The organism is Streptomyces sp. NPDC058877 (assembly GCF_042742855.1).
Taxonomy (GTDB): Bacteria; Actinomycetota; Actinomycetes; order Streptomycetales; family Streptomycetaceae; genus Streptomyces.
Genome location: NZ_JBHYMF010000102.1, coordinates 1 through 24,577, shown reverse-complemented (window position 1 = coordinate 24,577; position 24,577 = coordinate 1). Strand labels below are relative to the sequence as shown.

Below are 24,577 nucleotides of genomic sequence, written 5' to 3'. Positions count from 1 at the left end.
GCCGGCCACGATTCTTCGTGGCCGGCCCTCTCGTCGTGTCCCGGAGCGAGCACGTGTGCTCAGTCCACCGGGCGGACCGTCATCGGCAGTCCGCCGCGCATCCGCAGCGACATCATCGGCTCCGCGACGCCCTCGTGCCCCGGTACCACGGCCAGGTCGAGGTCCCGGGTGACGAGCGCGGTGGCGAACACCGCCTCCATCATCCCGAGGTTGCTGCCGACGCAGAACCGCGGTCCCGCCCCGAACGGGATGTACGCGTACCGCGGCCGGTTCGCCACCCGAGACGGGTCGAAGCGGCCCGGATCGAAGCGCTCCGGGTCGTCCCACAGGTCCGGGTGCCGGTGCATCGTGTAGGGGCAGACCAGCACGTCGGCCCCGGCCGATACGGTGAACCCGCCGACCTCGTCGGCCGCCTGGGCGATCCGGGGCAGGATCCACACCGGCGGATAGAGCCGCATGGCCTCCTGCACCACCTGCGTCGTGTACTCCAGCTTGTGCAGATCCTCGGCGTCCGGCAGCCGGCCCCCCGCGAGCACCGCCCTGGCCTCCTCGCGCACCAGGTCCCGCACATGCGGGTGGCGGGCGAGGAGCAGCAGCGTCCAGCCGAGCGTGCTGGCCGTCGTCTCGTGCCCCGCGAGCAGCAGCGTGACCAGCTCCTCCTGGAGCAGCCTGCGCCCGGTGGCCGGGTCCGGGTGCGCGCGGGCGGCGAGGACCATGCGGGCGAACGCGTCGTCCGCGCCGTCGTCCTCGCTCATCCGCGCGCCCCGGTCGGCGACCAGTTCGTCGACGGTCCGGGTCAGCTCCCGGCGGGCGGCGCGGAAGCGACGCTGGGTGCCGAACGGCAGCCAGGTCGGCACCAGGCCCTGCGTGACCATGTCGAACATGGCCTGGTCCTGCACGGCCTCGAAGGCGTGCGCGATGCCGTCGTGTCCCTCCAGGGAGGTGTCCATCAGGGTCCGTCCGAGCACCCCGAGGGTGAACCCGGTGACCTCCTGGAGGACGTCGACCGGCGTGTCTCCTGCGCGGCCGCGCAGGAGCTCCACGAGCCGTCCGGACTCCTCGGCCACCGCGCCGGCCTGGGCGGCGATCCGCCCCGGCTTGAACGCGGGCTGCACGGTGCGGCGCTGCTTGCGCCACAGCTCGCCCTCGCTGGTGAGCAGGCCGTCACCGAGCACCTTGCGGGACTCCACCAGGCCGATGCCCTTGTGGTAGTTGGCCGCGTTGTCGGCGAGGACGTGCTTGGCGTAGTCGGGGCGGTTGAAGACGTAGAGCTTCTTCGGGCCCATGTTCACCCGGACGGCGTCGGCCAGCTCGGCCGCCTCCCGCATCATGCCCAGCCGGTCGACCGCCAGCTTGCGCAGCAGCCCCGGCAGCGCCCAGAACGGCGGTCCGGGTGGGTGCACGCTCATCGGTGACCCCCCGGCTGCTGCGGCACGACCTGCCGGAAACGGCCGCCGTGGAACACCAGCGGCTCGCGGCCGGGCAGTTCGTCCAGGGCGAGCACCCGCCCGATGTGGATGGTGTGGTCGCCGCCGTCGTACGCGCGCCAGCGGGCGCACTCGAAATGGGCCGCCGCCCCCGCGATCACGGGGGCGGCGGTGGCCGGTCCGGGCAGCCAGTCGACGGCGTCGAACTGGGCCGCGCCGAGCGGCCGGGAGCGGTCGGCGAAGTGCCGGGCCACGTCCTCCTGGCCGGCGCCGAGCACCGACACCGCGAAGGTGTCGGCCTCGGCGAGGACCCGGTTCATGACGGCGTCGTTGCCCACGCACAGCAGCACGAGGGCCGGATCCAGCGACACCGACGTGAAGGAGTTGGCGGTCATGCCTCGCGGGGTCGCGCCGCCGACCGTGACGACGGTGACACCCGTCGCGAAGGACCCGAGGGCCCGCCGCAGCCGCGCGGGGTCGCCGGTGACGGCGTCCCGCGGCGGCGCGACGGTCAGGGTGCTCATGCGGCCCGTCCGGCCAGCGCCCGGTTCTGGGTGCTGTACGGCTCCAGGGCACGGGCGAGGCCGTCCGGGATGCGCGAGGGCACCGTGTTGGTGTTCGGGCCGCGCATGCAAGCGATCCGCTGGCGGCCGCGCGCGATCAGCACCTCGGCCCCGCCGGTCACCTTGACGTAGTCGAAGGTGAACTCCAGCTGGGTCTGACCCAGCTCGGACAGGCGCATCCGGATGGACAGCTCGTCGAAGGCGGTGATCTCCGCGAAGAACTCGCAGTCCACCTTCAGCGTGAACAGCTTGAGGTCGGCCTGGACCTCGGCGAGTACGTCCGGTGCCTTCTGCTGCAGGAACAGCTCGCGGCAGCGGCCCTGCCAGCGGAGGTAGTTCACGTAGTACACGTTGCCGACGAGGTTGGTCTCCTCGAAGCCGACCGTGTGCCGGTACTCGAAGTAGTCGTCCGCCATGGTCTAGGACCGCCCTTCTGCGAGAGGTGTCTCGTGGGTGAGGAAGGCGAAGACGGCGGGCTCCAGGGCGTCGCGCAGCGCGGTGACGAAGGTCGCGATCCGCAGGTCGCCGGCGGCGAAGACCACCCAGGCGTCCTTGCGGCGCGGCAGCACCGTCAGCTGGGCGCCCGCCATGATGCCGGCCTTGCGCAGGCATTCCACGGCTCCCCACACGCGGGTGGCCGCGGTGTCCGGGGCCTCGCCGGTCTCCTTGGCGACCAGTTCGGCGACCGGTGCGTGGTCCCCGAGCAGCCCGCGCCACTCGTGTGCCGAGCGCATGCTGACCGCCTCGATGTCGCAGGCGACCTCGGTGTCGGAGACGGCGCTGAGGGTGACCCCCAGGCCGTGCGCCGCCGACATCGACATGTGCCGGCCGGGCTCCAGTTCGGGCCGCCCGTCCGGACGGTGCCGCACCGCGACGGGGCTGCCGAGGGCCCGCGCGGCGGCGTCGGCGGTGAAGCCTCGCCGCTGGGCGACGGAACCCGCCGGGGCGTCCCCGTGCGGCTCGACGGCGACCGCGACGTGGCGGCCGACGACGTCCTCGAGGGAGCGCTCCAGGTACGGGCCGAGCAGCGGCGCGACCCACGGGCCGGACCCGTCGGTCTTGCGCACCGCGTGCAGGGTCAGTCCTTCCCAGCGCTCGACGACGGTGCCGCCCGCGTCGCGCACGGCGATGTCGTACACGTAGGTGTCGCCGTCCCGGCTGCGCTCGACCGCGGTGTAGCGCAGCTGGTCCGGGACGTGCGAGCCGGCGCCGAGGGTGTGGATCCGCTCCACGCCCGAGGGCAGCAGCGTGGCGTCCGGGACGCACACCTGGTTGCCGTGCATGAGCGCGTCGCGCATGCCCGGGTCGGCGAGCAGCAGCTCGCCCGGCAGGAAGCCGGCGAACCAGCCCTCGGGCTGCTGCTGGACGGCGACCTCGGCGTCCACGTGCCGCGCGGCGGCCCGGTGGAAGCGGCGCAGCCGCTGGAAGCGGGCGCCCTGGAACAGCACCCCGTCGTACAGGTCGACGGCCGGGTCCAGCGGAACGACCGGGGTGTCGTCGGGCACCTGGAGCGGCGGGCCGTCCGGCGCCGGGGTCCCGCCGAAGATCAGCCGGGCCCGGAAGTGCTCGGCGACGAAGCCGGTGTCCTCGGCGTGGATGGCCACGTCGACGGTGTCGGTGTCGGTGACGGTCGCCGCGATCCGGATCCGGGTGCTGCCGTTGGGCGGCACCACGATCGGGCGCAGGAACTTGGCGCCCTCGATGACGGGGGCGGTACCGGTGCGTCCGGTGACGGCGGACGCGACCTGGGTCATCGCCTCCATGCCGATGACGGCGGGCAGCAGCAGGTTGCCGTCGAGCAGGTGATCGGCCAGGTACGGGTCGGTGCCCGCGTTCAGCTCGACCTCGGTGACCAGTTCGACGCCGTGGTAGCGCACCAGCGGGTCACCGGTGAAGCGCAGCATCGGCAGCGCGGGCAGGTCGCGCCGCACGGTGTCGATGCCTTCGGTACGGCCGCTGATGACCGTGACGACAGGGGCGTCCGGATCCTCGATCAGCCTCAGCAGGATCGCCACGCCCTGGTCCGGGGAGACCGGCACGATGCCCTCGCGGGAGAGCGACTCGACGACGGAGAGCTTCTCGCCCATGCCGACGCCGGACCACACGGACCACTCCATGCAGCGGGCGCGGAGGTTCGGGTGGGCGCGGGCCACGTCCTCGGTGAGGTCGGCCAGCCACTCGTTGGCGGTGGCGTAGTGCGCCTCGCCGCGCAGGCCGGCCCGGCCGATGATGCTGCCGAAGCTGACGAGCAGCTTGAGCCGCTCGGGGCCGACCGTGTCGAGGACCGTGCGCAGTCCGTCGACCTTGGGGGCGAAGGTGCGGTCGAAGTCCTGGCCGGTGAGGCCGGTCAGCGCGCCCGGCTGGTTGAGCCCGGCACCGTGCAGCAGGCCGGTGATCGGGCCGAGCGCCTCGGTCAGTTCGGTGACGGCGGCCGTGACCTGCTCGGTGACGGTGACGTCGGCGCGGGCGTAGTGCACTCGCACACCGCCGGCGCGCATCCGGTCGAGGTTCTCGGCGAGCTCGGTGTCCTGGGCCGGGTCGGACCGGCCGAGGACGGCGAGCGCGGCACCGGTCTTCTGGGCCACGGCGAGAGCGCACTCGGCGGAGATGCCCTTGCCGCCGCCCGTGACGAGCATCACGTCGGTGTCGTCGAGTGGGACGTCGGTGCGCTCCGGCTTCACGGGCAGCGCCCGCAGCGTCGGCACCCGGCGCACCCCGGCCTGGTCGTAGTGGACCTCGGCGAACCGGTTGGTCGCCGCCACCTCGGCCACGACCCGCTCCACGACGTCCTCGGCCTGCGGGGTGTGGACGACGGTGGTGCGCAGGTGCGGGGCCTCCAGGTGCAGCGTCTTCGCCAGACCGGCCGCGCCGCGGCCGTCCTGGACGAGGACGAAGCGACGGGCCCGGTCCCCGGCGAGCGCGCTCTTGGCGGCGGCCAGGACCTCCTCGACCTCCTTGCGGGGGCAGCCCTTGGCGAGGACGGCGAGCACTCCGGAGCCGAGTCCGGCGGCGGCCAGCGCTGTGCGGAGCTGCTCGGCGTAGGGGTGGTCCGCGGACCCGAACAGCTCCCAGGCGCCGTCGGTGCCGTCGGGGACGCCGTACGGGCGGGCGACCTCGTCGAGGTCGACGGCGAAGGGACGGGCCCAGGGGGCCGCGCCCGCGACGACGGGCGTCTCGGACTCGGGGACGGCGCCGCCGGTGCTGACCAGGGTGTCCAGCGCCTCGGCCAGTTCGGCCAGGGTGGCGGTGGCGAAGTTGGTCGGCACCTGGGCGGCGGCGATCCCGAGGCGGGACGCCGCCTGGTTGACGATCTGGCCGACGGTGATCGAGCTCATGTGCAGGTCGTCGAGGAGCCGGCTGTCCGGGTCGACGAGGTCGGCGGGCAGCTCGGCGCGCTCGGCGACGAGGGCGCGCAGCACTTCGAGCGCGTCGACGCCGTCGGCGGCGGCCTCCGCGTCGGGTTCCGCCGCGGTGGCCGGGGCCACGTCGGCGGTGTCCCGGGCGGCGGTGACGGCCTTCGGCGACGCCTTGGCGGCCCGCTCGGCGCGCGGCGCGCGCTCGGTCCGCGGGAGGTCGCGCGGGGCCTGCTCGCAGGGGTTGGCGAGGAAGGAGAACTCCTGGCCGACCTCCAGGGGCCGGATCAGCCGGTCCTGGAACAGCCGCTCCAGGTCGACCGGCGCGCCCGCGACGTACGCGGCACCGGCCACCTGCAGCAGGCTGCGCAGGGACTCGTCGTCGGTGTTGAGCGCGACGGCGGGGACGCCGGTGGTGGCGCGGGCCAGCGAGCTGAGCACCCGGCCGGGGCCGACCTCGACGAACAGGTCGATGCCGCGGGCGGCCTCGCTGACCGCCTGGGTGAAGCAGACCGGGCCGGTGATCTGCTCGGCGAGCAGGGTGGTCAGGTCGGTGGCGGGGGTCAGTTCCTCGCCGGTGACGGTGGAGACCACCCGGCCCGCGACGGTGCCGACGGCTGCGTCCGCCAGCCAGCCGCCGAAGGACGCGGCGGAGGCGGCGACCAGCGGGGAGTGGAAGGCGTGCGAGACGTTCAAGGGGGTGCAGGGGATCTCGGACCGTTCGGCCCGGCGCCGCACCTCCTCGATCTCGTCGACCGGTCCCGCGACGACCGTCTGCTCAGGGCCGTTGTATCCGGCGATGACGACGGACAGGCCCTCGATGAGCTGCTCGGCCCGCTCGGGCTTCACGCTGAGCGAGGCCATGGTTCCGGAGGAGCTGTGCTCGGCCATCGCTTTGCCGCGCACCCGCGCCGCCTCGAGGAGGGTGTCCTCGTCGAGGGCGCCCGACCAGTGCAGGGCGGAGAGTTCGCCGAGGCTGTGGCCGACGGCGACGGAGGCCTCCAGGCGCAGCGCGTCGAGCACCCGCAGGCCCGCGGCGGAGCCGGTGGCGATGCGCGGCTGGGCCACGTCGGTGGCGACCATGTCGCCGGTGCTGGGCAGTGCGGCCCGGTCGAAGACCTCGGCGGCTTCCGGGAAGCGCCGGCGCAGCGCGCCGCCGCCGGTGCCGTGGCCGGAACCCTGGCCGGGGAAGAGGAAGCCGATCCGGGCCGGGCCGGAGGCGCGGCCGAGGAAGCTGCGGCCGTCGGCGGCGGTGTACGCCGTCTCGCCGGACTCCAGCAGGTCGGCCAGGTGGGTCAGGCGGCGCTCGGCGTCCTCCGGGGAGGTGACGACGACGGCCGCGCGGTGCGCGAGGCCGCGCAGTTCGCGCTGCAGGGTGGCGGCGAGGTCGGCGACCTGGCCGTAGGAGACCTGCTCGGCGAAGGCGGCGACCTCGTTGAGCCGGGCGCGCAGCGCCTTGGCCGACTCGCCTTCGACGACGAGCAGTTCGGCGTCCTGGAGGGTGTGCGCCAGGGCGGCGGAGCGACGGCTCGGGGCCGTGCGGCGCCGCCCGGCGGGCTCGTCGAGGACGACGTGGGTGTTGATTCCGCCGAAGCCCATGGCGGTGACGCCGGCGCGCCGGGGCGCGTTCTCGGGCCAGGCCTCGGCCTTGCGCAGCGCCTTGAGGTTGGCCTTCTCGTCGCCGAGCAGCTCGTGCGGGTCGGTGGTGCCGATCGCGGGCGGCAGGGTCTGGTGGTTGACGGCCATGGCCGCCTTGATCAGTCCGGCGACGCCGGCGGCGGCCTTGGTGTGGCCGATCATGCCCTTGATGGACGTGATGGCCGCGAGCGGCGCGTCGGGGTCGGCGGCCCGGCGGGCGCCCATGAGGGCGGTGAGCTCGGTGGCGTCGCCGACGGCGGTGCCGGTGCCGTGGCCCTCGAAGAGCCGGACGGTCTCGATGCCGAAGCCGGCCTTCTCGTAGGCACGGCGCAGGGCGAGCTGGTAGCCGCTGACCTCGGGGCGGGTGATGCCGCCCTGGCCGTCGGAGGAGACGCCCCAGCCCGCGATGGTCGCGTAGATGCGGTGGCCGGCCGCGAGGGCGTCCTCTTCGCGCATCAGCACGATCATGCCGCAGCCCTCGCCGGGCCAGAAGCCGTTGGAGCCGCGGTCGTAGAGCTTCATCTCGCCCTTGGCGAGGGCACCGGTCTTGGCGAATCCGATGATCTCGAAGGGGTCGATGGACAGGTCCACGCCGCCCGCGACGGCGACGTCGAGGTCTCCGTTGATGAGGGCGGTGCCCGCGGTGGTGACCGAGAGCAGCGAGGACGAGCAGGCGCCGTCGACGGTGTAGCCGCCGCCGTTCAGGTCGAAGTGGTTGCAGATCCGCCCGGCGATGGTGTTGGCGAGACCGCCGGCGAGGGTGTCCTCGTCGATCGCCGGGAACGGCTCCTTGTACGAGAGCTCGACGTCGTCCAGGAACTCGGCGATGCGCTCGTCGTCCCAGAGGTCCTGCTCCTTGAGCGCGGAGGCCATCACCCGGCGCACGTACGGCCAGCGCAGCCGCATCACGTTGGCGCGGGAGAACTCGCCGGTGAGGGTGTTGCCGACGACGACGCCGGTGCGCTCCCGGGGCAGGCCCTCGCCGCCGGCGAACCCGGCGTCGGCGAGCGCGCGGCCCGCGGTGTCCAGGGCCAGCCAGTGGGTGAGGTCGGTGGACCGGAAGGTGCTGCCCGCGATCTTGTGGGCGATCCGGTCGAACTCGTAGCCCTCGATGACCGCGGCGTTGCGGGCGTAGAAGGTGTCGGGGGTGGTCGGGTCGGCGTCCCAGTAGTCGTCCAGGTTCATCCGGACGTCGGGGAGCCGGCGGAACGCGCGCCGTCCGGCGACGGCGTTGTCCCACAGTTCACGGGGGTTGGTGGCGTCGGGATAGCGGCAGGCCATGCCGACGATGGCGATCCTGGTCATGCGGTCACCGGTATCTTCTGGGTCTCGGTGTCGGCGGTCTCGGGGGCCGGGCAGGCGCAGGCGCCCGCGGGGCACGGGCAGCCCGCCGCGTCGGCGGTCTCGGGGGCCGGGCAGGCGCAGGCGCCCGCGGGGCACGGGCAGCCCGCCGCGTCGGCGGCGTCCGCCTGGGCCCGGGCGGCGGCGTCGGCCTGAGCGACGGAGTGGGTGACGGCGGCGAGAGCGAGGGCTTCCTCGGCGCGCTTCTTGGATACGACGTCCGCGACCCACAGGAAGGCGCCGCGGATGGCGCAGACCAGTGCGGTGGCGAAGAAGATGCCGTAGGCGACGCTCATCGCGGTGAGCACCCCGTACAGTGCGGCGGTGCCGCCGCCGAAGGCGATCTGGCCCCACTTGGACGACGGCGTGGTGCCCGGGTCCGTGATCATGTAGTTGGTGAACAGGACGAATGCCACGCCGGACATCATCGCGAGGCCCGCGGGGATGGAGGTGTCGAACATCAGGCCGCGGATGACCGCCTGGAGGGCGAAGCCGCCGACCCAGGCGAGGATCAGCCACATGCGCTCGGTGAGCTTGGCGTTGAGCATCGTGCCGAGGGTGATGATGATCGCCGGCACGAGCCAGTCGAAGCCGCCGTCGAGGTACTCGGTGAAGTGGTACGGCGGGGCGATCGAGGCCCACGGGAAGAGCAGCAGGATGACGGCGATGCCGAAGTTCGACGGGTTCATGAAGTGCCGCAGCCGGCCCTTCACCGGGGCGCGCAGCACCCACTTGGTGCCGACGGCGACGATGACGCCGAATACCATGACCCACACCAGGTCGTTGACGTAGGTGAGCATGTTCACCGCGAGCGAGGTGATGTGGGCCGGGAGCAGGAACTCCATGAAGCCCTTGGCCCCGCCTCCGGCGAAGCGCGGTGCGCGGCCCTCGGCGCGGGCGCCGAGGATCTCCAGCACGATCTCGGTGCTGTAGCCGGCCGCGAGGGCAATGAACGGCCAGGTCCAGGGCTGTTCAAAGCCAAGGACGGTGTAGCCGAAGATGTTGAGGACGGAGATGGAGATCGCAAAGCGGCGGAGCGCGGTCACGACCTTCGGGTTGTGCCGCGGGGTGGCGGCAGTCTTCGTTGCGGGCATCGTCACTTCTCCTTGACCTGGGTGCCCAGCTCGAGGCTGTGCCAGCCCGGCGTGAGCTTCAGCTTCTGCTCGTGGACCTGACCGTCCCGGTCACGCCAGGTGACCATGGCGGGCACGGAGCCCTGGACGTCCTTGCCCAGACCGATGTGCACATCGGTGCTGCGCTTGCCGGAGTGGCCGCCGCCGCCGTCGAGGCGGGTGATGCGCTTGGTGCCGTCCGGGAGTTCGACGCAGACCTCGGCGCCGACGACCGGGGCGCCGTCCGGGTGGGTGAGCTTCAGGCCCAGGTAGGAGCCGGGGGTCTTGGCGACGTTGTGCAGGAAGACCGGCTCGCCCCACTGGCGGGCGACCGCCAGGTCGAGACGGCCGTCGCCGTCGACGTCGCCGGTGGCCAGGCCGCGGGTCGGGACGGGCTCACCGATGCCGAGGGCCTCGGAGAGGTTGCGGTATGTGCCGCTCTGGGGGTCCTTGGCGAAGAAGCGCATGCGCTGGCTGCCGGCGAGATCGTCACCGTGCCTGACATTCGGCCACCACGTGGGGTTGGCGATCAGGGCGTCGTTGGCCGTGGCGAGCTCCTGGAGCTGTGGCCAGCGGTTGTTCTTGCCCTTGACAAAGCCGAGGGCCTGGGTGATCTCCAGCTCGCTGTCGTTGTCAAAGTCGCCCATCTTCACATCCCAGCCCCAGCCGGACCAGGCCAGCATGAGGTCGGTGGACTTGTCCGTGTACGGGGCCTCGCCCTTCTTGAGGCGACCCTGGAGCTCGGAGCGGGAGTCGGCGTCGCCGATGAAGGCGAAGTTCGACTCCTGGATGCCGAAGGAGGTGGTGATGTTGCTGACGAACATGTCGTAGATGCCGTCGTGGTCGAGGTCGCCGAAGTCGACGCCCATGCCCTTGAAGGAGCTGCGGCCGATCTCCTTGGACTTCGGCACAGTGCCGTCGTGCACGGCCTTGACCTCGGAGAACCTGATCCTGCCCGGGGTGGAGACGTTGTACAGCAGCGCCGAGGTGCCGAAGTCGTGCGCGAGGAACATCTCGGGCAACCGATCGCCGTCGAGGTCGGCGGCGGAGGCACCGAGCGACCAGCCCTTGTTCAGGTTCTGCGGGAGGGCGCCGTCGGTCTTCTCGTAGCCGTCCTTCGTCCAGCGGAAGAAGTGGCCGCCACCGCCGTTCTGGGCGTGCGACAGCGACTCGTTCATGGTGACGTCGCCGTCCTTGGACGGGTCGAGGACCGGGCTGTCGGGGAAGTAGTTGCCAATGTAGATGTCGTCGTGGCCGTCACCGTCGAAGTCGGCGACCGCGGCGGTGTTGGAGTTCCACAGCGGACCGGTGTACTTCTTGCCGGGCTTGCCCGGCAGCAGCTCGGTGGGCATGAAGGAAGCGGCGGTGAGCGGCTTCCCCTTCTCGCCCTTGTTCTCGAAGATGACGGGCGTACGGCCCCAGTAGTAGACGAGGAGGTCCATGCGGCCGTCCTCGTTGTAGTCGCCGGGCATGCATCCCATCGGCGCCATCGTCGTGCTGGTGCCCAGCGGCGCCGGGTCCAGCGCGAACGGGGCGTACTTGTCCTCGCGGGTCGGTGCCGGGGTGACGACCGCCTGGTCGATCCGCACGTCGTTCACACACAGGTCGTTGGCGAGGCCGTCGCCGTCGAGGTCGTTGACGGCGATTCCGGCGCCGACCGAGGAAATCCAGGCCTCAATGTGCTGGTACGCCTTGTTGACCTTCCGGACCTCCTGCTTGTCGAATCCGGCGGGCATGGCTATCGACATCGGCTCGAATGCGAATTTCTCTGCCAGCCTGTCGATGTCAGCGGCCGAGGATTCGGGCAGCCGGACGGCGTAGAACGTGCTCACCATCAGGGCGAGCGCGACAATTCCCGGTGAATTCCTGCGGAGCCAGTTCTTTGTGACCGTCACTGGTCGGCACCTTTCGAAATGAGCGAGTCGGAAGCGAGTTCCGCGGCGATGTCGCGCCGCCAGGTCTCGTAGGCCGGGGACGCACCCCCGCCGAGCCCCGGGGGCCGGGTGTCGCGGCACACCCGCGAGGCTCGTTCGACCGTCGTGCCGCACACGACACGGGCGGCGAGGTGGGTGTGGTCGATGACCGTGCCCGCCTTGATCCGGGCCTCGGTCGCGAACGCGGCGCCCTGGGCGAGCGCCCAGCGGTGCTCTCCGGCACCCTCGGTGAAGCGCGCGAGCTCGTCCTCGGTGACCCCGCCGGCGTAGGAGCAGGCGAGTCCGGCGCCCGCGTACAGATCGCCGTGGCGGTGCTCGGGATAGGCGCGAATCAGGTCGGTGACGACATCGGGGTCGGTTCCGCCGACGAACCACAGCGCGCGGCCGATGCCCTGGTCGACGGCGTTCAGGGTGTAGTGGTTGTGCCCGCCGTTCCAGCGGAAGGGCTGCTGGACCTCGGGGGTGCGTACATACGTGTCGGTCTTGAAGTACGCCTGGTGGAAGCCGTATCCGTCGAGCGCGAGCCAGCGTAGCAGCGGGTCGGTGGTGCGGATGTCGGGCCACAGGAACTTCGGCAGACGGGCCATCGCCCAGCCGATGCCGACATAGATCATGTAGTCGTGGTGGCGGCCTTCGCCGGCCAACAGGCCGGCCAGGCGGCCGCCGTGCCCGGGCAGCGAGTCGTACACCGCCGCGCCCATGCCGGCGCCCTCGTAGGCGAAGCCGCGCATGTCTCCCGGGACGGTCTCGAGAAGCTCCTCCGCCTCGGCGGGCGAAGATGCCTCCACGGCGTACCCGTAGCCCTGGAGAAAAACCTCACCGATGCGCTCGAGTCGCGCCTTTGCTTCCGCGTTCTTCACATGAAATCCACGTACTTCCATGGTCGTCTCGGAAACAGGAGGTGTGAGCAACCGGCGACGGTATGCACCAAACACACTGGACACGGCAGAAAACCGCCCCTCTCGAATCCCTGAAAATGCCCCGGTGAATCGAATCTAGCCAGGGCCCCCAGAGGGGCGTCTACTTCCGATGTGCTCAAACGACGGCTGTGCTCAATTGCGTGCGCACACCGCGCCGCCATACCTCGTAGGCGGGTCCGACGCCGGCCTCGGGAGCGGTGGCCGGGCAGTCGTCGGCGAGGGCCGCGACGGCGTCCACGGTGCGTCCGGTGAAGGCATGGACGGCCTCGGCGGTGTGTTCGGGCACGTGTCCCGCGTGGTGCCGGGCCTTGGCGGCGAAGACCGATCCCTGGGCCAGGTGGTCGGCGTGCTCCCCCGCCTCGGCGCGCAGCGCCGTGAGGCCGGCGGCGGGAGTGCCGCCCGCGAAGGTACTGGCCAGGCCGACGCCGCTCCACAGGTCGGCCCACCGGTCGCCGGCGAAGGCCCGTACGGCGGCGGAGACGCTGCCGACGTGCCCGCCGTGGATGAACCACAGCGCGCGGCCGACGCCCTGGTCGAAGGCCCTCTGCCAGTAGGAAGGGTCGCCGTCCCAGTCGTACGGGGTGTCCTGGCGCTGGCCGCCGACCCAGGTGCCGGTGTCGAAGTAGGCCCGGTCGAAGCCGTAGCCGTCGACGCACAGCCAGCTCATGGCCGGGTAGAGATCCGGCTCGGTCAGTTCGGGGACGAGCTTCTTCCACAGTGGTCTGGGCAGCTTGGCCATGGCGAAGCCGATGCCGATGTAGTTGAGGAAGATGTGCGGCCGGCCGCCGCCGCGCAGCAGGTCGGCGGTGCGGTGGCCCCGGGGTCCCACAGTGTCGCGGATCGCGCAGGCCATGGTGGCGCCCTCGTAGGCGAAGCCGCGGTTCAGCGGGTCGACGAGGGCGAGCCGGCGCTCGGTGGTCGCCAGGTCCTTGTCCTCAATGGCCCACTCGAAGCCGGTCACGACGGCCTGGGGCACGGCCTCCAGCTGCCGTGTGCGCTCGGTGGGTTCGACGGTGAATCCGCGTCCCGCGAAACTCACGTCGTCCAGGGACGGGGTCATGATCAGCCTGCGCAGCGCTCCCAGTGCGGGCACGGTGACGCCTCCTTCTGCGCGCCGCTCCCGGTTCGGGCGGCGGGGGCTGCCATCGTGGGCGGACCGGGCCGGGCGCGGCATCTCCTGCCGTGCGTTCCCCAGCGCCGTTCAGCGGGCGCGACGGACGTCGATCTCCTCGTCGTGCACGGCACGCCCGCAGGAGGTGCAGCGCAGTTCGACATGGACCGTGCCGTCGCAGCCGATGTGGTCGGCGCGGCGAGGTGGGCCCAGTTCGTGCGGCAGGTTGCGGTCGCCCCACTGCATCAGGGCGATGACGGCCCGGGTCAGGTCCCGGCCCACCGGGGTAAGCCGGTACTCGTAGCGCACAGGCTTGTCCTGGTAGGGCACCCGCTCCATGATCTCGTGTTCGATCAGCCGGGTCAGCCGGGTGGAGAGCACGTTGCGGGCGATGTCGAGCTGGGACAGGAAGCCGTCGAAGCGGGTGGTGCCGAGCAGCGCCGATCGGATGATCAGGAGGGTCCAGCGCTCGCCGATCACCTCCAGGGAGCGGGCGAGGTTGCAGTCCTGTCCCTCGTACGTGTGCTTCAGCATGGACTCACTCTAGGGCGGGTCAGGTTGCGTCATGCAACCCCGGACTTGACGAAGTCGTCGCGAAGAGCGCGACCTTCTCAGGCCGCGACCGTCAGCCGCTCGCCGCCGGTGGTGGTGGGTGCGGTCCGGCGCTCGGTCCGGCTGTAGGCGTACGCGGCGGACACCAGCGTCATGTGGTGGTGCCAGCCCGGGAAGGAGCGTCCCTCGAAGTCGAGCAGACCGAAGTCGTCGCCCATCTCCCGGACGGACTCGTCGGCGTGCGCGAGGGTCCGGGTCAGCGCGAGGACCGACTCCATGCGTGCGTGCGTGTGGCTGGTGAGCCACAGCTGGAGCGGCCGCCGGCCGCCCTCGGGGCGTACCGCGAAGAGCCGGTACGTCCGGTGGATCCGCTCGCCGCCCGAGGCCGGCTGCGGCAGGCGCACAAAGCTCGACAGGACGGTGGTGTGCCGGCCGCGCCCGTCGCGGACCGGGACGCTCTCCACCCGGGTGAGCGTGCTCGCGTCGAACTCGCACAGGCTGCGGGCCGCGAGCACCAGGCCCTGGCTCTCGCCTCCGCCGGGCCGCTGCAGCCGCAGGTGGCGTCCCACGGCCACCTGGAGGGAGTCGGGGACGGCAACAACGAAGTCGCGTCCGCGCAGGGTGAGTCCGTGCACCAGGCCGGTCGCGCCGACGCCACCGAGGGATTCCAGGTCGGCGACCACGGGCAGCGGGGCGGTCGGGCCAGTGTCGGCGAGCGTGTCGACCAGGTCGAGGGCGTGCTGCTCGATGCTGCGGGGGCCGACCTCGGCGGGGATCCGGGTGCGCGAGCGGCGCTCGGGGTCCTTCGCCCACGAACCGGGCAGCAGCAGCCGCCAGTCGACGGGCAGGGCCGTGTCGTACGAGGAGAGGAAGGAACCGACGCCCACCTGGCAGGTCACCGAGCGGCCGCTGGAGGCCAGGAAGCGGCGGTGCACCCCGCAGGAGTGCTCGCCCCGCTTGCGCAGCACGGCGTGGCTGATCACCCAGGCGCGCGGGGTCATCTGCTGGCCGGCCCAGCGGGTGAGCTCGGCCCGCACCGGCATCCAGTCCCAGGGGCTGGCGTTGACGAACTGGTGGAGCGACTGGGACACGGCGGGCAGGGGCGAGACCGACTCGGCGAGCCGCTTGACCGACTTCTTGCCCGAGGTGGTGAGCAGCCCCTGCATATAGGCCTGCGCCCAGCGGCGCTGGTCAACCCGCGGCAGACACTCGAAGATCCTCTCGGCGAACACCGGAACCGAGGTCCGATGAGGCGTCAGAGCGTGTGTGACCATGGCTAGTTCCCTCCCTTGCTCTCGGCCTGCGGCTGCTGGCCCCGCTAAAATAATAGCGAACGCCCTCTTTTTTTTGCGACTCAGGAGAGTCACCACATGCACTTCGCCAAGTCGGTCTCCGCGCCGAACCGCGCCGGGCCTTGCCCCGGGCTTGTGACCTGCGTAAATCCATTACTTCTTGGGCAACTTCGGCTTGCCCGGCAGAGACAGGGAGCGTCAGCCTTGGAAGGGAAGGCGGCCATCGGTGCCCTACGTGAGAACCCTCTTCGGGAGATGGTGTGGTGAAACAGGAGAGGGCCGTACGCACTCGTCAGGCCCTGATCAAGGCGGCAGCCCAGGAGTTCGACCGCTTCGGGTACGACGGCACGTCGCTGTCGCGGGTCAGCTCGGTGGCTGGTATGTCGATCGGTGCCGTGACCTTCCATTTCCCGTCCAAGGTGCAGTTGGCCGACGCGGTGCAGCAGGAGGGCCGGGAGGTCACGCTGGAGGCGCTGGAGCGCCTGGCCGAGGAGCCGGTGTCGCCACTGCGCATGGTGATCGACCTGACGCTGGAGCTGACCCGGCTGATGGAGCAGGAGCCCACGGTGCGGGCGGGCATCCGGCTCAGCCGTGAACGGCCGGGCTCCGAGGCATGGTCGGACGCCTGGCTGCCGACAGTACGGGGCCTGCTGGAGCGGGCGTACGAAAGCGGCCAACTTCGCGGCGACGCCCAGCCCGCCGACGTCACGATGCTGGTGGAACACCTGACCGGTGGCGCCGAGGCGTATCTGCGCCGCCGGATAGGCTCCGACCCCGCGCTCGAGAGCGCCGTCGCCCAGCTCAAGCGCGTCTGGCAGCTCGCCCTGGTGGGCGTCTCGGCGGAGACCGCGGGGGCGCCACGGCAGGCGGCGCCGACGGACGATCCGGCCCGGACGGACTAGCTTGACTCTGTCGGTGATCTTGGCGTTGCCCGGCGCGTCGGGGTGATCGACGGGCATGTTCAGGGTGTTTCAAAAGCCTGTGTGGTCATTGGGGCGTCTGTTGTCGCTTTGTGCTCTCGACCGAGAGAGCACCCCTCCCCGCCGACCGGCCGGCCTTCCAGAACGACCTCGACCAGCGTGAGATCCCCGGCCGAGATCCTGGCGCACCCGGGGCACCTGACCTCGGCGACTCCAAGATCGCCGACAGAGTCAAGCCAGAGCGTTCCGGTGGAGACGTGGGCCGCGTCAGGCCAATGCAGTTGACTTGGCGCCGTGGCCCACGTGGCACCCCGACCAGCGGGGCGTCTGGCCCGGGTCTTCAGGACGGGTCAGCGGTTCGGCTTCGCGCGTGGGCAGTCCCGGCCGCGTCGGGCCGGGAGGAGGTGTGCACGTGCCTCCCGGCCGGCCTCGGCAAAGGAACGGGTGAGCTTGGTGGCGGTCGCTCCGAGCTGGGACGGGATGCTGCGGCGGACGATGCGGACGCACTTCAGGTAGGAGATGCGGTCGGCGTCCGCAGGCGGGTGGACGAGCGCGGTTGTGTGGGCGAACTGGCGGATCGCGTGGTGGACGGCGAGGTGGGCCCACAGTTCCTGCCGGTCGCCCTGCGGTGTGCGCGACCATCTCGGCCCGCCAGGGCCGAGATGGTTCTTGATCTCGTCGAAGGCGAGCTCGATCTCCCAGCGTTCCCGGTAGAGCGCAACCAGCTCGGCGGCCGGGTACTGCTCGGGATCGAGCAGTGTCGTGCCAGGTAGGCGGCGTTGTCGTCTTTCGCGAAGGTGATGACCCGGTAGATCACGTGCTTGGGCAGCGGTCGGACCTCTCGCGCGGCTCGAAGGCGGGCCTCCTTTCCCGGTCGCGCCATCGACAGGTACGAGCCGCCCGGGAGTTCTTCCTCGATGGTGCCGAGGTGGTTGGACGGGAGCCTGACCAGCAGATCCGCACCCGCTGCGGTGAAGACATGAGCGAACTCGACCGACCGGAAGCCACGGTCGGCGATGACCAGGTCGCCCGGGCCGACGGAGCTGGCCAGCGGGTAGGCGAGGCCACGCTCGCCGTCGCGGTAGCCGCCAAGGCGGGCGTCGAAAACTCCGTGCGTTCCGATCTCCACGAGAACCACCGCCCTGACCTGGGGAACCCGAAGGGGACGCCGCCGGTGGTGGAGAGGCCGTCGAAGGTGTCGCCGCTGCTCGTCGAATCCGGAAGATCGAACCGGGTGCCATCCAGGGCCAGGAGCCGCAGACCTCGCCACCACACGCCAGGCGTGTCCGCGGTGGCGAGCGGACCGGCGATCTGCCGGAGCACGGTCCCCAACACGTCTTTCCCGGGCCGGGCGCGAGCCCGGCACAACGACGACCGATTCACCCGCGCGATGGCCCAGCTGCCCGGGATGCCGCTGGTCAGCGCCCGCAACACCTCCTCGTACGGCTCCTGGACGAACAGACACAGACCCAGGACGAGGTACACGACAAGCCGCGTCGGCAGAAAGTCGGCGGCGCCGCTCGGACCGGTCGTGCTTGGCTATCGCCGCGTCCACCAGCTCGGCGCTGAACACCTTCGTCAGGATCCCGATCCGCACCTGCTGGCCCGCAACCCACCCCGTCACACGCGGGGCAACGATCCTCCCGGCGCAAGGGCAACTGCATTGGCCTCGTCAGGCGGCCGGCTCCACCGGAACGGACCGGTACCAGGCCACCGCTTCGGCCAGCCGGCTCAGTGGACCGGGGCCGGGCGGGCAGTCGGCGACACGCCAGACCTCCCGGCTGTCCTGCCAGAAATCCTCGGCGAACAGCCGGAACTGACGCTCACTCAGCCGCGTACCTGATGTCCTGAGCCGTTCCAGGCACGCCTCCAGGGGCAGTTCCCGCCACGGGGGCGACGACACGATCCCCTGGTGCGCCAGGGCCCGGACCAGGTCGGCGGCGCGCACCGGTTCGGGGTGGCTGGCATGCCAGGCCCGCCCGCCGGTCGGCGCGTCCGTCAGCGCGAGGCGCGAGACGAGCCGGGCCAGATCCCGTACTTCCACAAGGGAGAGCACGGCCCGTCCTCCGTTCCACAACGCCGGTACCGCGTGCAGGAGTTCAGCGAGCGCGGGCACCACCCAACGGTCACCGGGTCCGACCACGAGCCCGGGCCTCAGCACGGTCGCCCCGGCCGCCAGGGCGTGGGACTCGCCTGCCAAGCGAGTCCGGCTGGCGACGGACCCGGGGGCGGGCGTGATCCCATCCACCGAGATCCCCCGGTGCGGGCCGAGGCCGTAGACCGCCGCCGTCGAAAGGTGCACGACCCGGCCTACCCCGGCGCGGCGCGCCTCGTCCATCAGGGCGGCGGTGCCACGCACGTTGACGGCCGCGCAACGGGCCTCGTCGGCATCGATGAGCGCGGCGAGGTGCAGCAGGACGTCTGCCCCCTCGCAGACTCCCGCGAGGCTGCGAGGGTCTGCGAGATCGGCGGGGGTCCACTCGTCGACCGCGGCCGCGCCGTCCGGTGCCCGGCGGCCCACCGCGCGGATGACGACGTCGCGGCGCCACCCGTCACCGAGCGGGGCCAGCCGGCTCAGGACGTTCGACCCGATGAAGCCGGTGGCCCCGGTCATCACCACCCGTAACGCCTTCATGCGGCGGCCTCCTGCTCGTCCCGAGGGATCCGAAGTTCTGCGATCGCCTGCGGAGTGGCGAGACCGGGCAGCAGGTAGCGCCACATGGACGCCAGACGCTGCTGCAGATCAGCCCGCCCCGTGGCCATGTTCGAGAAGACCTGGACTCCGCTGTACGCGCCGACCAGCACGTTCGCGAACTCCCGTTCGTCCACGTACGGCAGCAGCTCCCCGCGCTCACGCGCGGCGCACAGCAGGGCGTGGAACTGATCGACCCACTCCTGGTACGCGGTGTCGTCCCTCATCCCGAAGTCGCCCTGCTCGACGGCGAGCCGGACGCTAGCCCGGAACAGCACGTTGGTCTGCAACTCCCGCGCCAGGAAGAAGTTCAGATCGATGAGGAGCTGGAGTCCGGGTGCGCCCTGTGGGGGGAAGTGCACGAAATCCTGCTGGTGTGCCAGCACCGCCTGGGCCAGTCCCAACTTCGACTTGAAGTGGAAGTACATCCCGCCTTGCGTGACTTGGGCCCGCTCCATGATCTTGCTGATGCTGGCGCCGGTGTAGCCGAACTCATCAAAGACCTCGGCAGCCGCCCTCAGGATCGTGGCCCGCGTCTGCACCGCCCGCTCCTGCTTTGGCTCATCCATCGGATCGGGCCTGCCTCTCTCGACAAAAAAAACGAACACCCTTATTTTACAAGTCGACCCGGACAACCGATAGCCCGGACTCGTCAAGGGTCTTCATTCGCACGCCAAGGGGAGAGGCATGCTCATCACTTCGCAACGTCCTGCCGTGAACCGACATGCACTGACCACGACGGTCGCCAGGGAGTACGTGCATCGAGCGGCTCTGTCGGAGGTGTTCCTCACGGGCTGGGAGCGTGCGGGGCGTGACGCGTTCACGGTCAGCGCCCAGTGGCCACGCAGCCACAGCTTCTATCCGTCCGAGCACGGTGTGCACGACCCGCTGCTGCTCTGCGAGACGGTGCGCCAGACGTTCCCGCTACTGACGCACGTGGCGTACAACGTCCCCTTCGGCTACCAGCTCAGCTGGTCCCGTATGCAGTACACGGTCAACCCCCAGGCCATGCGGATCGAAGGCAAGCCGGCAGACCTCGAGATCCACGCGACCTTCTCGGACATCCGCTACCACAAGCAGCTGCCCGCGATGATGACCATGCACCTCGAAGTCGTGCGTGCGGGCTCCCTGCTGGCCATGGTCAGCACCCGGTTCGGGTGCCACTCCCCCGCTGTCTATCAGCGGCTGCGCGGCGGCATCGGCGAGATCTCCGAGGTCTTCGCCGGCGCCCCTCAGCCACCGGATCCCGTCTCGCGCGCCACCGTCGGCCGACTGCGCAAGCAGGACATCGTGCTCTCGCCGACGCCGGGCCGTGGACGCTGGCAACTCCGCGTCGACACGAGCCACCCGGTGCTCTTCGACCACGCCCTGGACCACGTGCCGGGCATGCTGCTCCTGGAAGCCGTCCGACAGGCGGGGCACGCCATCGAGCACCCGCAAGCCGACACCGTCCTGCCCACCTCGATGGACATCTCCTTCCACCGCTTCGTCGAGTTCGACCAGCCTTGCTGGATCGAGGCCGAGCGGGTGGACACCATGCCGTCGCCCTCGCGCAGGACGATCCGCGTCAACGCTCTGCAGGCAGGGTCCTTCGTGTTCAACGCGACGGCCGAGCTGACGGATGCGGCCTCGCTGTGAGCAACGGCCCCGCAGGAGGCCCGCGATCGAAGGAGGACCTGATGTGACGCCACGAGACGGAGGATTCCTTGTCCAGGGATACCGCCGTCGACCACACCCCCAGTGAGCCACCACCGGGGTCCAAGGTCACCTTCACACCGCCCGTCGAGCTGCCAACTCGACGGGCGAAGGCCCGTTCTGGATACCACTCCAGAAACGAGCGAGTTAATGCAAGCGGTTCTGCCAGAACCAGCGAAGCCACTGCCAGCGGCTTCGTGTGATGCCTCCCGCACGGAGACCTCATCATGATGAACCAAAGCGCCGTGAATCTCCAGCCCCAACGGCAACCTTTCGCCCAGACATTCCCGGTTCGGGCGAATACTGACCCTACTAATTCCAGCCTACTTCCGAATGAAACTCGCTCCCATGTTCCACGCGCCCGGGTCAAAGTACCCATGCGACTCGTCGAGTCCCCCCACTACGCGGACGCCGCCCTCAGCGTCTACATGAAGGTGAAGGCCCTCAGCGTGCGCGCCGAGGGCTGCACGGCAGCCGTCGACACCCTCGCCGAGTACATCAAGCTGTCCGTCTCGACCGTCGGACGCGGCCTGGCCCAGCTCCGCACTCCCACCCCCGACGACGGCGTCATCGAACTGCCCGACAGCCAGCGCCGCTCCCTGCCAGGCGGCTCCGGCACTACGGCCCGCCGCCGGGTCCGTCAGATGCGCCCCAAGGAGCGCTTCGTCTGGCTGCCCGTCGTCGCCTGCGAGTACCTGCCCCCCCGCCTGCTGCGCGCGTACGCGCTCATCGTCTACGCCGTCGTCCGGAACATCCCGGTCACCGAGGGCGGCCTCGCCCGCTTTCTGCGCCATCACTCCGGCGCCCGGGCGGGCAAGTCCCTCGGCGTCGAGGCGGCGGGCCGCATCGTCGACGAACTCGACTCCTTGGGCTGGATCAGCGTGGACCGGAGGGCCGGCTTCCAGGGCCGCCACCTCTACGTCGTCCACGACCCGGAATCCTTTCTGTCCGATATGTCTTCTGATTCTGATGACCGATCGGGTTCCGCTACTGGTGATCGATCGCTCGCGAACAAGGAAGACCTCAGGATTGACCGACCGGATGAGAAAAGCGGGTCGCTCGTTCCATCCGCCGTAGGCGAAGTACAGGTAGGTAAGGCGGACAAGCCTGTGGAGAACTCCGCGGACGACACTGGGCCGACGGCACGGCCTGACGAGACGAGCGGTGGTGTCGCGCTGCGCGCGGATGGGACAACCCCCGCCGCCGATCCCGAGCCCGATTCCTCCCCCTACCTATCACTCCGTGATAACCCCGCCCTGCCCCGCCGGGGCACCTACAGCGGTCCGCAGTTGACGTTCAGCCCCCGGATCCATACCGTCCTGGAGCCGGTCCGGTTCCTCCTCCCCCGGGTGAACAGGTACCTGCACCGCCGGATCGCCCAGGAGATCTCCCGCGAGCTCTCCACGGGGACCGCTACCGTCGACCGGCTGCGAGCCCGCCTCACCCAGCGCCTCTGCCGGACCGTGGTCGACGAGATCAGGGACCCCGGCCGCTGGCTGCTGGGCGTCGCACTCCCCCGCTGGGGCTGCTCCGACCCAGACTGCGAGACGGGCGTCCGCTGGTCAACGGGAACGCAGTGCAGCGTCTGCCGCGCGGTGATCGAGGAGCGCGCCGCGGCCCGCCGCAGGACGGAGACGCAGGCGAGGGCAAAGGCGGCCGACGAACCGCCACGGCGTCCTGATCCGGTCCACGGCAAGCCGGCCGTCCGTCAGGCTCCGGAGTGCTGCCCCGACTGCGAGCGGCCCCACCTTCCCGGGAACTCGGGCCGCTGTAGGAGCTGCCGCGTGCTCACGATCTCGCTTCCGGACCCCCCCGTGCCCCGGACGGGGATCGGCTGTCCCGGCCGGGACGGCACCTGCGGACGTCCTGCCCCGCACGGCCTGTGCTGGCGGTGCCGGACGGAGTCGGAAGCCGCTTTCGCCAAGGAGACGTGCACGTCGTGAGTACCCATCCGCCCCAAGAGCCAGGAGCACCCATGCGTCTCGCGGAACTCAGCCGCACCAGTGGCACGTCCGCCGCCACGATCAAGTACTACATCCGCGAAGGCCTACTGCCCGCCGGTCGGCTCACCCGCAGCAACCAGGCCTGCTACACCGAGGACCACGTCCACCGACTGCGTCTGATCCGCGCGCTCCTCGACCTCGGCGGTCTGACGATCTCCCGGATCCGGGAGATCGTCGCCGCCCTGGACGGCCCGGCCGACGAGGCCGCGCTGCGGGCGACGACCGACCAGGCATCCGCCGCAAGACCGTTCGCCGCTCTCGCGGCGGACCGGGAGACCACCGCCGAGGTCCAAGCCCTCGCCGAGCGGAGGAGGTGGACAGTTCCGGCCGGCAGCCGCGCGTTCGCCGCCGTCGTAGAGGTCCTGGACACCCTGCGGGAGCTCGGCCACGAGCAGGTCGCCGAACGGCTCGACGCCTACGCCGAGGCCGCCGAGCACGCGGCGGCCGTGGACGAGGAGATCCTGAGCGCCTGCACCGGAGCCGGTCGGCGTGCCGAGAGCCTGGTCGTCGGCAACGTCCTGGGGGACACCCTGCTGGCGGCTCTGCGCCGCCTTGCCCAGGCGGGCAGGGCACAGAACCCGGTTCAGGAACTCGCCGCGTGACGGCGTGCGCGGGAGAGAGGAAAGGCGCGGGGAGCTGTTACGGACGTCCCGCCAGAGCGGGCTCGCGCTCAGGGGCCTTTCCGGCGGACGAGGTGGACTCCCCCGCCTCGGACTCCGTCACCCCGGTGGCTGTCGGCGCCGCGACCTCGGTCCCGGGCTCCTCGAAGCCTGTCCGGACCGCGCGCTTCTCCTTCCAGAGGTGGTAGAGGGAGACCGCGAGGATCGCCGAACCGACCAGGTTGGCGACGAAGTGCCACCACACCCGGTACGTCACCAGCGCCGGGCCCGGCTCAATGGCACCGAACCAGGTGGACAGCCCGATCGCGCGGCTGGCACCCAGGGCCACGGACGCGGTCAGCACGACGTGCTCAAGGCCGTGGATGCCCTGCATCCAGACGCCCATCCTGGCCCACTTGCGGGACTTGAGACAGCCGGCGGCCCGGCGGGTGATCTGCACGATGCCGACGAGGCCGGCGAGGAAGATGAAGTTTCCGGTCAGATGGAGGATCTCCATACCGAGCGAGGCCTTGCTCGGGTCCACCTGGCCCATGCCGCGCGCGAGGCTCTCGGCCCAAGGGGTCATCCAGGCCGGAGCGTACGGGTTCGCCACCCAGTAGCCGGCCTGGGTGACGTGCTCCTGGAAGTGGCCGATCTGCCCGATCACCCCGAGGCCGATGACGGCGACGGCGACCTTGTACAACCACGGGCGCACCGCCCCCCGGTTCGCGTACGCGAGTACACCCACGGCCAGCCACATGGCCACGGCCCATCCGATGAAGAGGACCGCGCCCAGAGTGTCGAGCGAAGAGACAGCACCTCCCATCTCGTGACCTACGTGAGTTCCTTGCGCGTGGTCCATGGGCACTCCCAGCGGCGTCCTGATAGGGGTGGTTCGTTCGGTGGCTTCACGCTAGGAAGCCACCGACTTCACCGGCCACTTCGCCGTTGCTGAGTTTGGGGTCTGGCGCAGGTTCGGGTAACGGGCTGGACCTGAAGCTTCCCCTTGATCGTGGACACCTGGAGACTGGGACGTGAGGTTCCAGAGGAAGTAGCACCAGGTGGGAAGCAAGTACACGAAGCGGTACACCGAGGAGTTCAAGCGGGACGCGGTCGCGCTTGTCGACTCCTCGGGCAAGACGGTCACCGCCGTCGCCCGGGAACTCGGCATCAGCTCCGAGTCCTTGCGCGGCTGGTATCGCCGGGCCAAGGCCGACCAGGGCGAGGGCGCCCCGGGCGAGCTGACCAGCGCGGAGCGTGAGGAACTGCGCCGGCTGCGCAGAGAGAACCGCGAACAGCAGCAGACGATCGAGATCCTGAAAAAAAGCCAGGTGAGGTCAATGGGTCGGTGCAACATCCCAGGTAGAACGGTTGCCGGAGGTGTTGCTGGGTGGCGAGGATCGGGCGTCCGGGGTTGTCGGACGA

19 protein-coding genes and 1 pseudogene are annotated in these 24,577 nt (G+C 70.8%); 5 read left to right on the top strand and 15 right to left on the bottom strand.

The annotated features are described in order from the left end of the window. Nucleotides 1-59: 59 nt before the first annotated feature. The 10 genes from ACFW2Y_RS22690 to ACFW2Y_RS22645 all read right to left on the bottom strand — a co-directional run bounded on the left by ACFW2Y_RS22690 (nucleotide 60) and on the right by ACFW2Y_RS22645 (nucleotide 15,225). On the bottom strand, nucleotides 60-1,409 hold the full coding sequence (locus ACFW2Y_RS22690) for a cytochrome P450 (RefSeq protein WP_384882121.1): 1,350 nt from the start codon (nucleotides 1,407-1,409) through the stop codon (nucleotides 60-62). Next, a complete protein-coding gene (locus tag ACFW2Y_RS22685) occupies nucleotides 1,406-1,951 on the bottom strand; it encodes a flavin reductase family protein (RefSeq protein ID WP_384882118.1) in 546 nt (181 codons plus the stop codon). Before ACFW2Y_RS22685 ends, ACFW2Y_RS22690 begins: the two co-directional genes overlap by 4 nt. Next, nucleotides 1,948-2,406 (bottom strand): acyl-CoA thioesterase, encoded by a 459-nt coding sequence (locus ACFW2Y_RS22680; protein WP_384882116.1) that lies wholly within the window; start codon nucleotides 2,404-2,406, stop codon nucleotides 1,948-1,950. The genes ACFW2Y_RS22685 and ACFW2Y_RS22680 overlap by 4 nt, the downstream gene beginning before the upstream one ends. A gap of 3 nt (nucleotides 2,407-2,409) precedes the next feature. Next, nucleotides 2,410-8,286: an SDR family NAD(P)-dependent oxidoreductase gene (locus tag ACFW2Y_RS22675; RefSeq protein WP_384882113.1), complete on the bottom strand. Its 5,877-nt coding sequence runs from the start codon at nucleotides 8,284-8,286 to the stop codon at nucleotides 2,410-2,412. Next, a complete protein-coding gene (locus tag ACFW2Y_RS22670; RefSeq protein WP_384882110.1) occupies nucleotides 8,283-9,416 on the bottom strand; it encodes an enediyne biosynthesis protein in 1,134 nt (377 codons plus the stop codon). The genes ACFW2Y_RS22675 and ACFW2Y_RS22670 overlap by 4 nt, the downstream gene beginning before the upstream one ends. A gap of 2 nt (nucleotides 9,417-9,418) precedes the next feature. Continuing rightward, on the bottom strand, nucleotides 9,419-11,269 hold the full coding sequence (locus tag ACFW2Y_RS22665) for a CRTAC1 family protein (protein WP_384882124.1): 1,851 nt from the start codon (nucleotides 11,267-11,269) through the stop codon (nucleotides 9,419-9,421). Nucleotides 11,270-11,325: 56 nt separating this feature from the next. Then, nucleotides 11,326-12,312, bottom strand: coding sequence for a DUF1702 family protein (locus ACFW2Y_RS22660; RefSeq protein WP_384882108.1), 987 nt, complete (start codon nucleotides 12,310-12,312; stop codon nucleotides 11,326-11,328). Nucleotides 12,313-12,403: 91 nt separating this feature from the next. Next, the gene (locus ACFW2Y_RS22655) at nucleotides 12,404-13,381 is read right to left on the bottom strand and encodes a DUF1702 family protein (RefSeq protein WP_384882105.1); all 978 of its coding nucleotides are present in this window, start codon (nucleotides 13,379-13,381) and stop codon (nucleotides 12,404-12,406) included. A 108-nt stretch (nucleotides 13,382-13,489) separates the two neighbouring features. Next, entirely contained in the window at nucleotides 13,490-13,933 is a 444-nt protein-coding gene (locus ACFW2Y_RS22650) for a winged helix-turn-helix transcriptional regulator (RefSeq protein WP_384882102.1), read from the bottom strand. A gap of 77 nt (nucleotides 13,934-14,010) precedes the next feature. Next, a complete protein-coding gene (locus ACFW2Y_RS22645) occupies nucleotides 14,011-15,225 on the bottom strand; it encodes an IS701 family transposase (RefSeq protein WP_384882099.1) in 1,215 nt (404 codons plus the stop codon). A 278-nt stretch (nucleotides 15,226-15,503) separates the two neighbouring features. Between ACFW2Y_RS22645 and ACFW2Y_RS22640 the strand changes: the two genes are divergently transcribed. Next, nucleotides 15,504-16,145: a TetR family transcriptional regulator gene (locus tag ACFW2Y_RS22640; RefSeq protein ID WP_384882096.1), complete on the top strand. Its 642-nt coding sequence runs from the start codon at nucleotides 15,504-15,506 to the stop codon at nucleotides 16,143-16,145. Nucleotides 16,146-16,513: 368 nt separating this feature from the next. Here ACFW2Y_RS22640 and ACFW2Y_RS22635 read toward each other — a convergent pair whose 3' ends face one another. From ACFW2Y_RS22635 to ACFW2Y_RS22620, 4 genes and pseudogenes are all read right to left on the bottom strand, one after another. Then, nucleotides 16,514-17,404: a transposase gene (locus ACFW2Y_RS22635; protein WP_384882093.1), complete on the bottom strand. Its 891-nt coding sequence runs from the start codon at nucleotides 17,402-17,404 to the stop codon at nucleotides 16,514-16,516. Between the two features lie 97 nt (nucleotides 17,405-17,501). Beyond that, nucleotides 17,502-17,666 (bottom strand): annotated as a pseudogene (locus ACFW2Y_RS22630) (transposase domain-containing protein); the annotation flags it as partial. 169 nt (nucleotides 17,667-17,835) lie between these two features. Continuing rightward, nucleotides 17,836-18,798, bottom strand: coding sequence for an NAD-dependent epimerase/dehydratase family protein (locus tag ACFW2Y_RS22625; protein WP_384882090.1), 963 nt, complete (start codon nucleotides 18,796-18,798; stop codon nucleotides 17,836-17,838). Then, a complete protein-coding gene (locus ACFW2Y_RS22620) occupies nucleotides 18,795-19,424 on the bottom strand; it encodes a ScbR family autoregulator-binding transcription factor (RefSeq protein WP_384882087.1) in 630 nt (209 codons plus the stop codon). Before ACFW2Y_RS22620 ends, ACFW2Y_RS22625 begins: the two co-directional genes overlap by 4 nt. Nucleotides 19,425-19,569: 145 nt before the next feature. On the opposite strand from ACFW2Y_RS22620, the gene ACFW2Y_RS22615 reads away from it, so the two are divergent. The 3 genes from ACFW2Y_RS22615 (at nucleotide 19,570) to ACFW2Y_RS22605 (ending at nucleotide 23,155) form a co-directional block, all read left to right on the top strand. Beyond that, nucleotides 19,570-20,493 carry a ScbA/BarX family gamma-butyrolactone biosynthesis protein gene (locus ACFW2Y_RS22615; protein ID WP_384882084.1) on the top strand — a complete coding sequence of 308 codons (924 nt, stop codon included), beginning with the start codon at nucleotides 19,570-19,572 and terminating at the stop codon, nucleotides 20,491-20,493. A gap of 434 nt (nucleotides 20,494-20,927) precedes the next feature. Then, entirely contained in the window at nucleotides 20,928-22,493 is a 1,566-nt protein-coding gene (locus ACFW2Y_RS22610; RefSeq protein WP_384882081.1) for a hypothetical protein, read from the top strand. Nucleotides 22,494-22,525: 32 nt separating this feature from the next. After that, nucleotides 22,526-23,155, top strand: coding sequence for a MerR family transcriptional regulator (locus ACFW2Y_RS22605; protein WP_384882078.1), 630 nt, complete (start codon nucleotides 22,526-22,528; stop codon nucleotides 23,153-23,155). 37 nt (nucleotides 23,156-23,192) lie between these two features. Here ACFW2Y_RS22605 and ACFW2Y_RS22600 read toward each other — a convergent pair whose 3' ends face one another. Beyond that, complete coding sequence (locus tag ACFW2Y_RS22600; protein WP_384882075.1) at nucleotides 23,193-24,014, bottom strand: DUF6008 family protein; 822 nt, start codon at nucleotides 24,012-24,014, stop codon at nucleotides 23,193-23,195. A 199-nt stretch (nucleotides 24,015-24,213) separates the two neighbouring features. Between ACFW2Y_RS22600 and ACFW2Y_RS22595 the strand changes: the two genes are divergently transcribed. Beyond that, nucleotides 24,214-24,577, top strand: a 364-nt coding sequence (locus ACFW2Y_RS22595) for a transposase (RefSeq protein WP_384882072.1), incomplete at its 3' end; no start/stop codon positions are given.

What these genes read in the sequence shown, in the direction of transcription:
- ACFW2Y_RS22605 (WP_384882078.1), top strand. Translation starts at nt 22,526, where the DNA reads ATGCGTCTCGCGGAACTCAGCCGCACCAGTGGCACGTCCGCCGCCACG.
- ACFW2Y_RS22690 (WP_384882121.1), bottom strand. Translation starts at nt 1,409, where the DNA reads ATGAGCGTGCACCCACCCGGACCGCCGTTCTGGGCGCTGCCGGGGCTG.
- ACFW2Y_RS22620 (WP_384882087.1), bottom strand. Translation starts at nt 19,424, where the DNA reads ATGGATGAGCCAAAGCAGGAGCGGGCGGTGCAGACGCGGGCCACGATC.
- ACFW2Y_RS22650 (WP_384882102.1), bottom strand. Translation starts at nt 13,933, where the DNA reads ATGCTGAAGCACACGTACGAGGGACAGGACTGCAACCTCGCCCGCTCC.
- ACFW2Y_RS22685 (WP_384882118.1), bottom strand. Translation starts at nt 1,951, where the DNA reads ATGAGCACCCTGACCGTCGCGCCGCCGCGGGACGCCGTCACCGGCGAC.
- ACFW2Y_RS22625 (WP_384882090.1), bottom strand. Translation starts at nt 18,798, where the DNA reads ATGAAGGCGTTACGGGTGGTGATGACCGGGGCCACCGGCTTCATCGGG.
- ACFW2Y_RS22645 (WP_384882099.1), bottom strand. Translation starts at nt 15,225, where the DNA reads ATGGTCACACACGCTCTGACGCCTCATCGGACCTCGGTTCCGGTGTTC.
- ACFW2Y_RS22670 (WP_384882110.1), bottom strand. Translation starts at nt 9,416, where the DNA reads ATGCCCGCAACGAAGACTGCCGCCACCCCGCGGCACAACCCGAAGGTC.
- ACFW2Y_RS22635 (WP_384882093.1), bottom strand. Translation starts at nt 17,404, where the DNA reads ATGGCACCCGGTTCGATCTTCCGGATTCGACGAGCAGCGGCGACACCT.
- ACFW2Y_RS22675 (WP_384882113.1), bottom strand. Translation starts at nt 8,286, where the DNA reads ATGACCAGGATCGCCATCGTCGGCATGGCCTGCCGCTATCCCGACGCC.
- ACFW2Y_RS22610 (WP_384882081.1), top strand. Translation starts at nt 20,928, where the DNA reads ATGCGACTCGTCGAGTCCCCCCACTACGCGGACGCCGCCCTCAGCGTC.
- ACFW2Y_RS22600 (WP_384882075.1), bottom strand. Translation starts at nt 24,014, where the DNA reads ATGGACCACGCGCAAGGAACTCACGTAGGTCACGAGATGGGAGGTGCT.
- ACFW2Y_RS22680 (WP_384882116.1), bottom strand. Translation starts at nt 2,406, where the DNA reads ATGGCGGACGACTACTTCGAGTACCGGCACACGGTCGGCTTCGAGGAG.
- ACFW2Y_RS22665 (WP_384882124.1), bottom strand. Translation starts at nt 11,269, where the DNA reads ATGGTGAGCACGTTCTACGCCGTCCGGCTGCCCGAATCCTCGGCCGCT.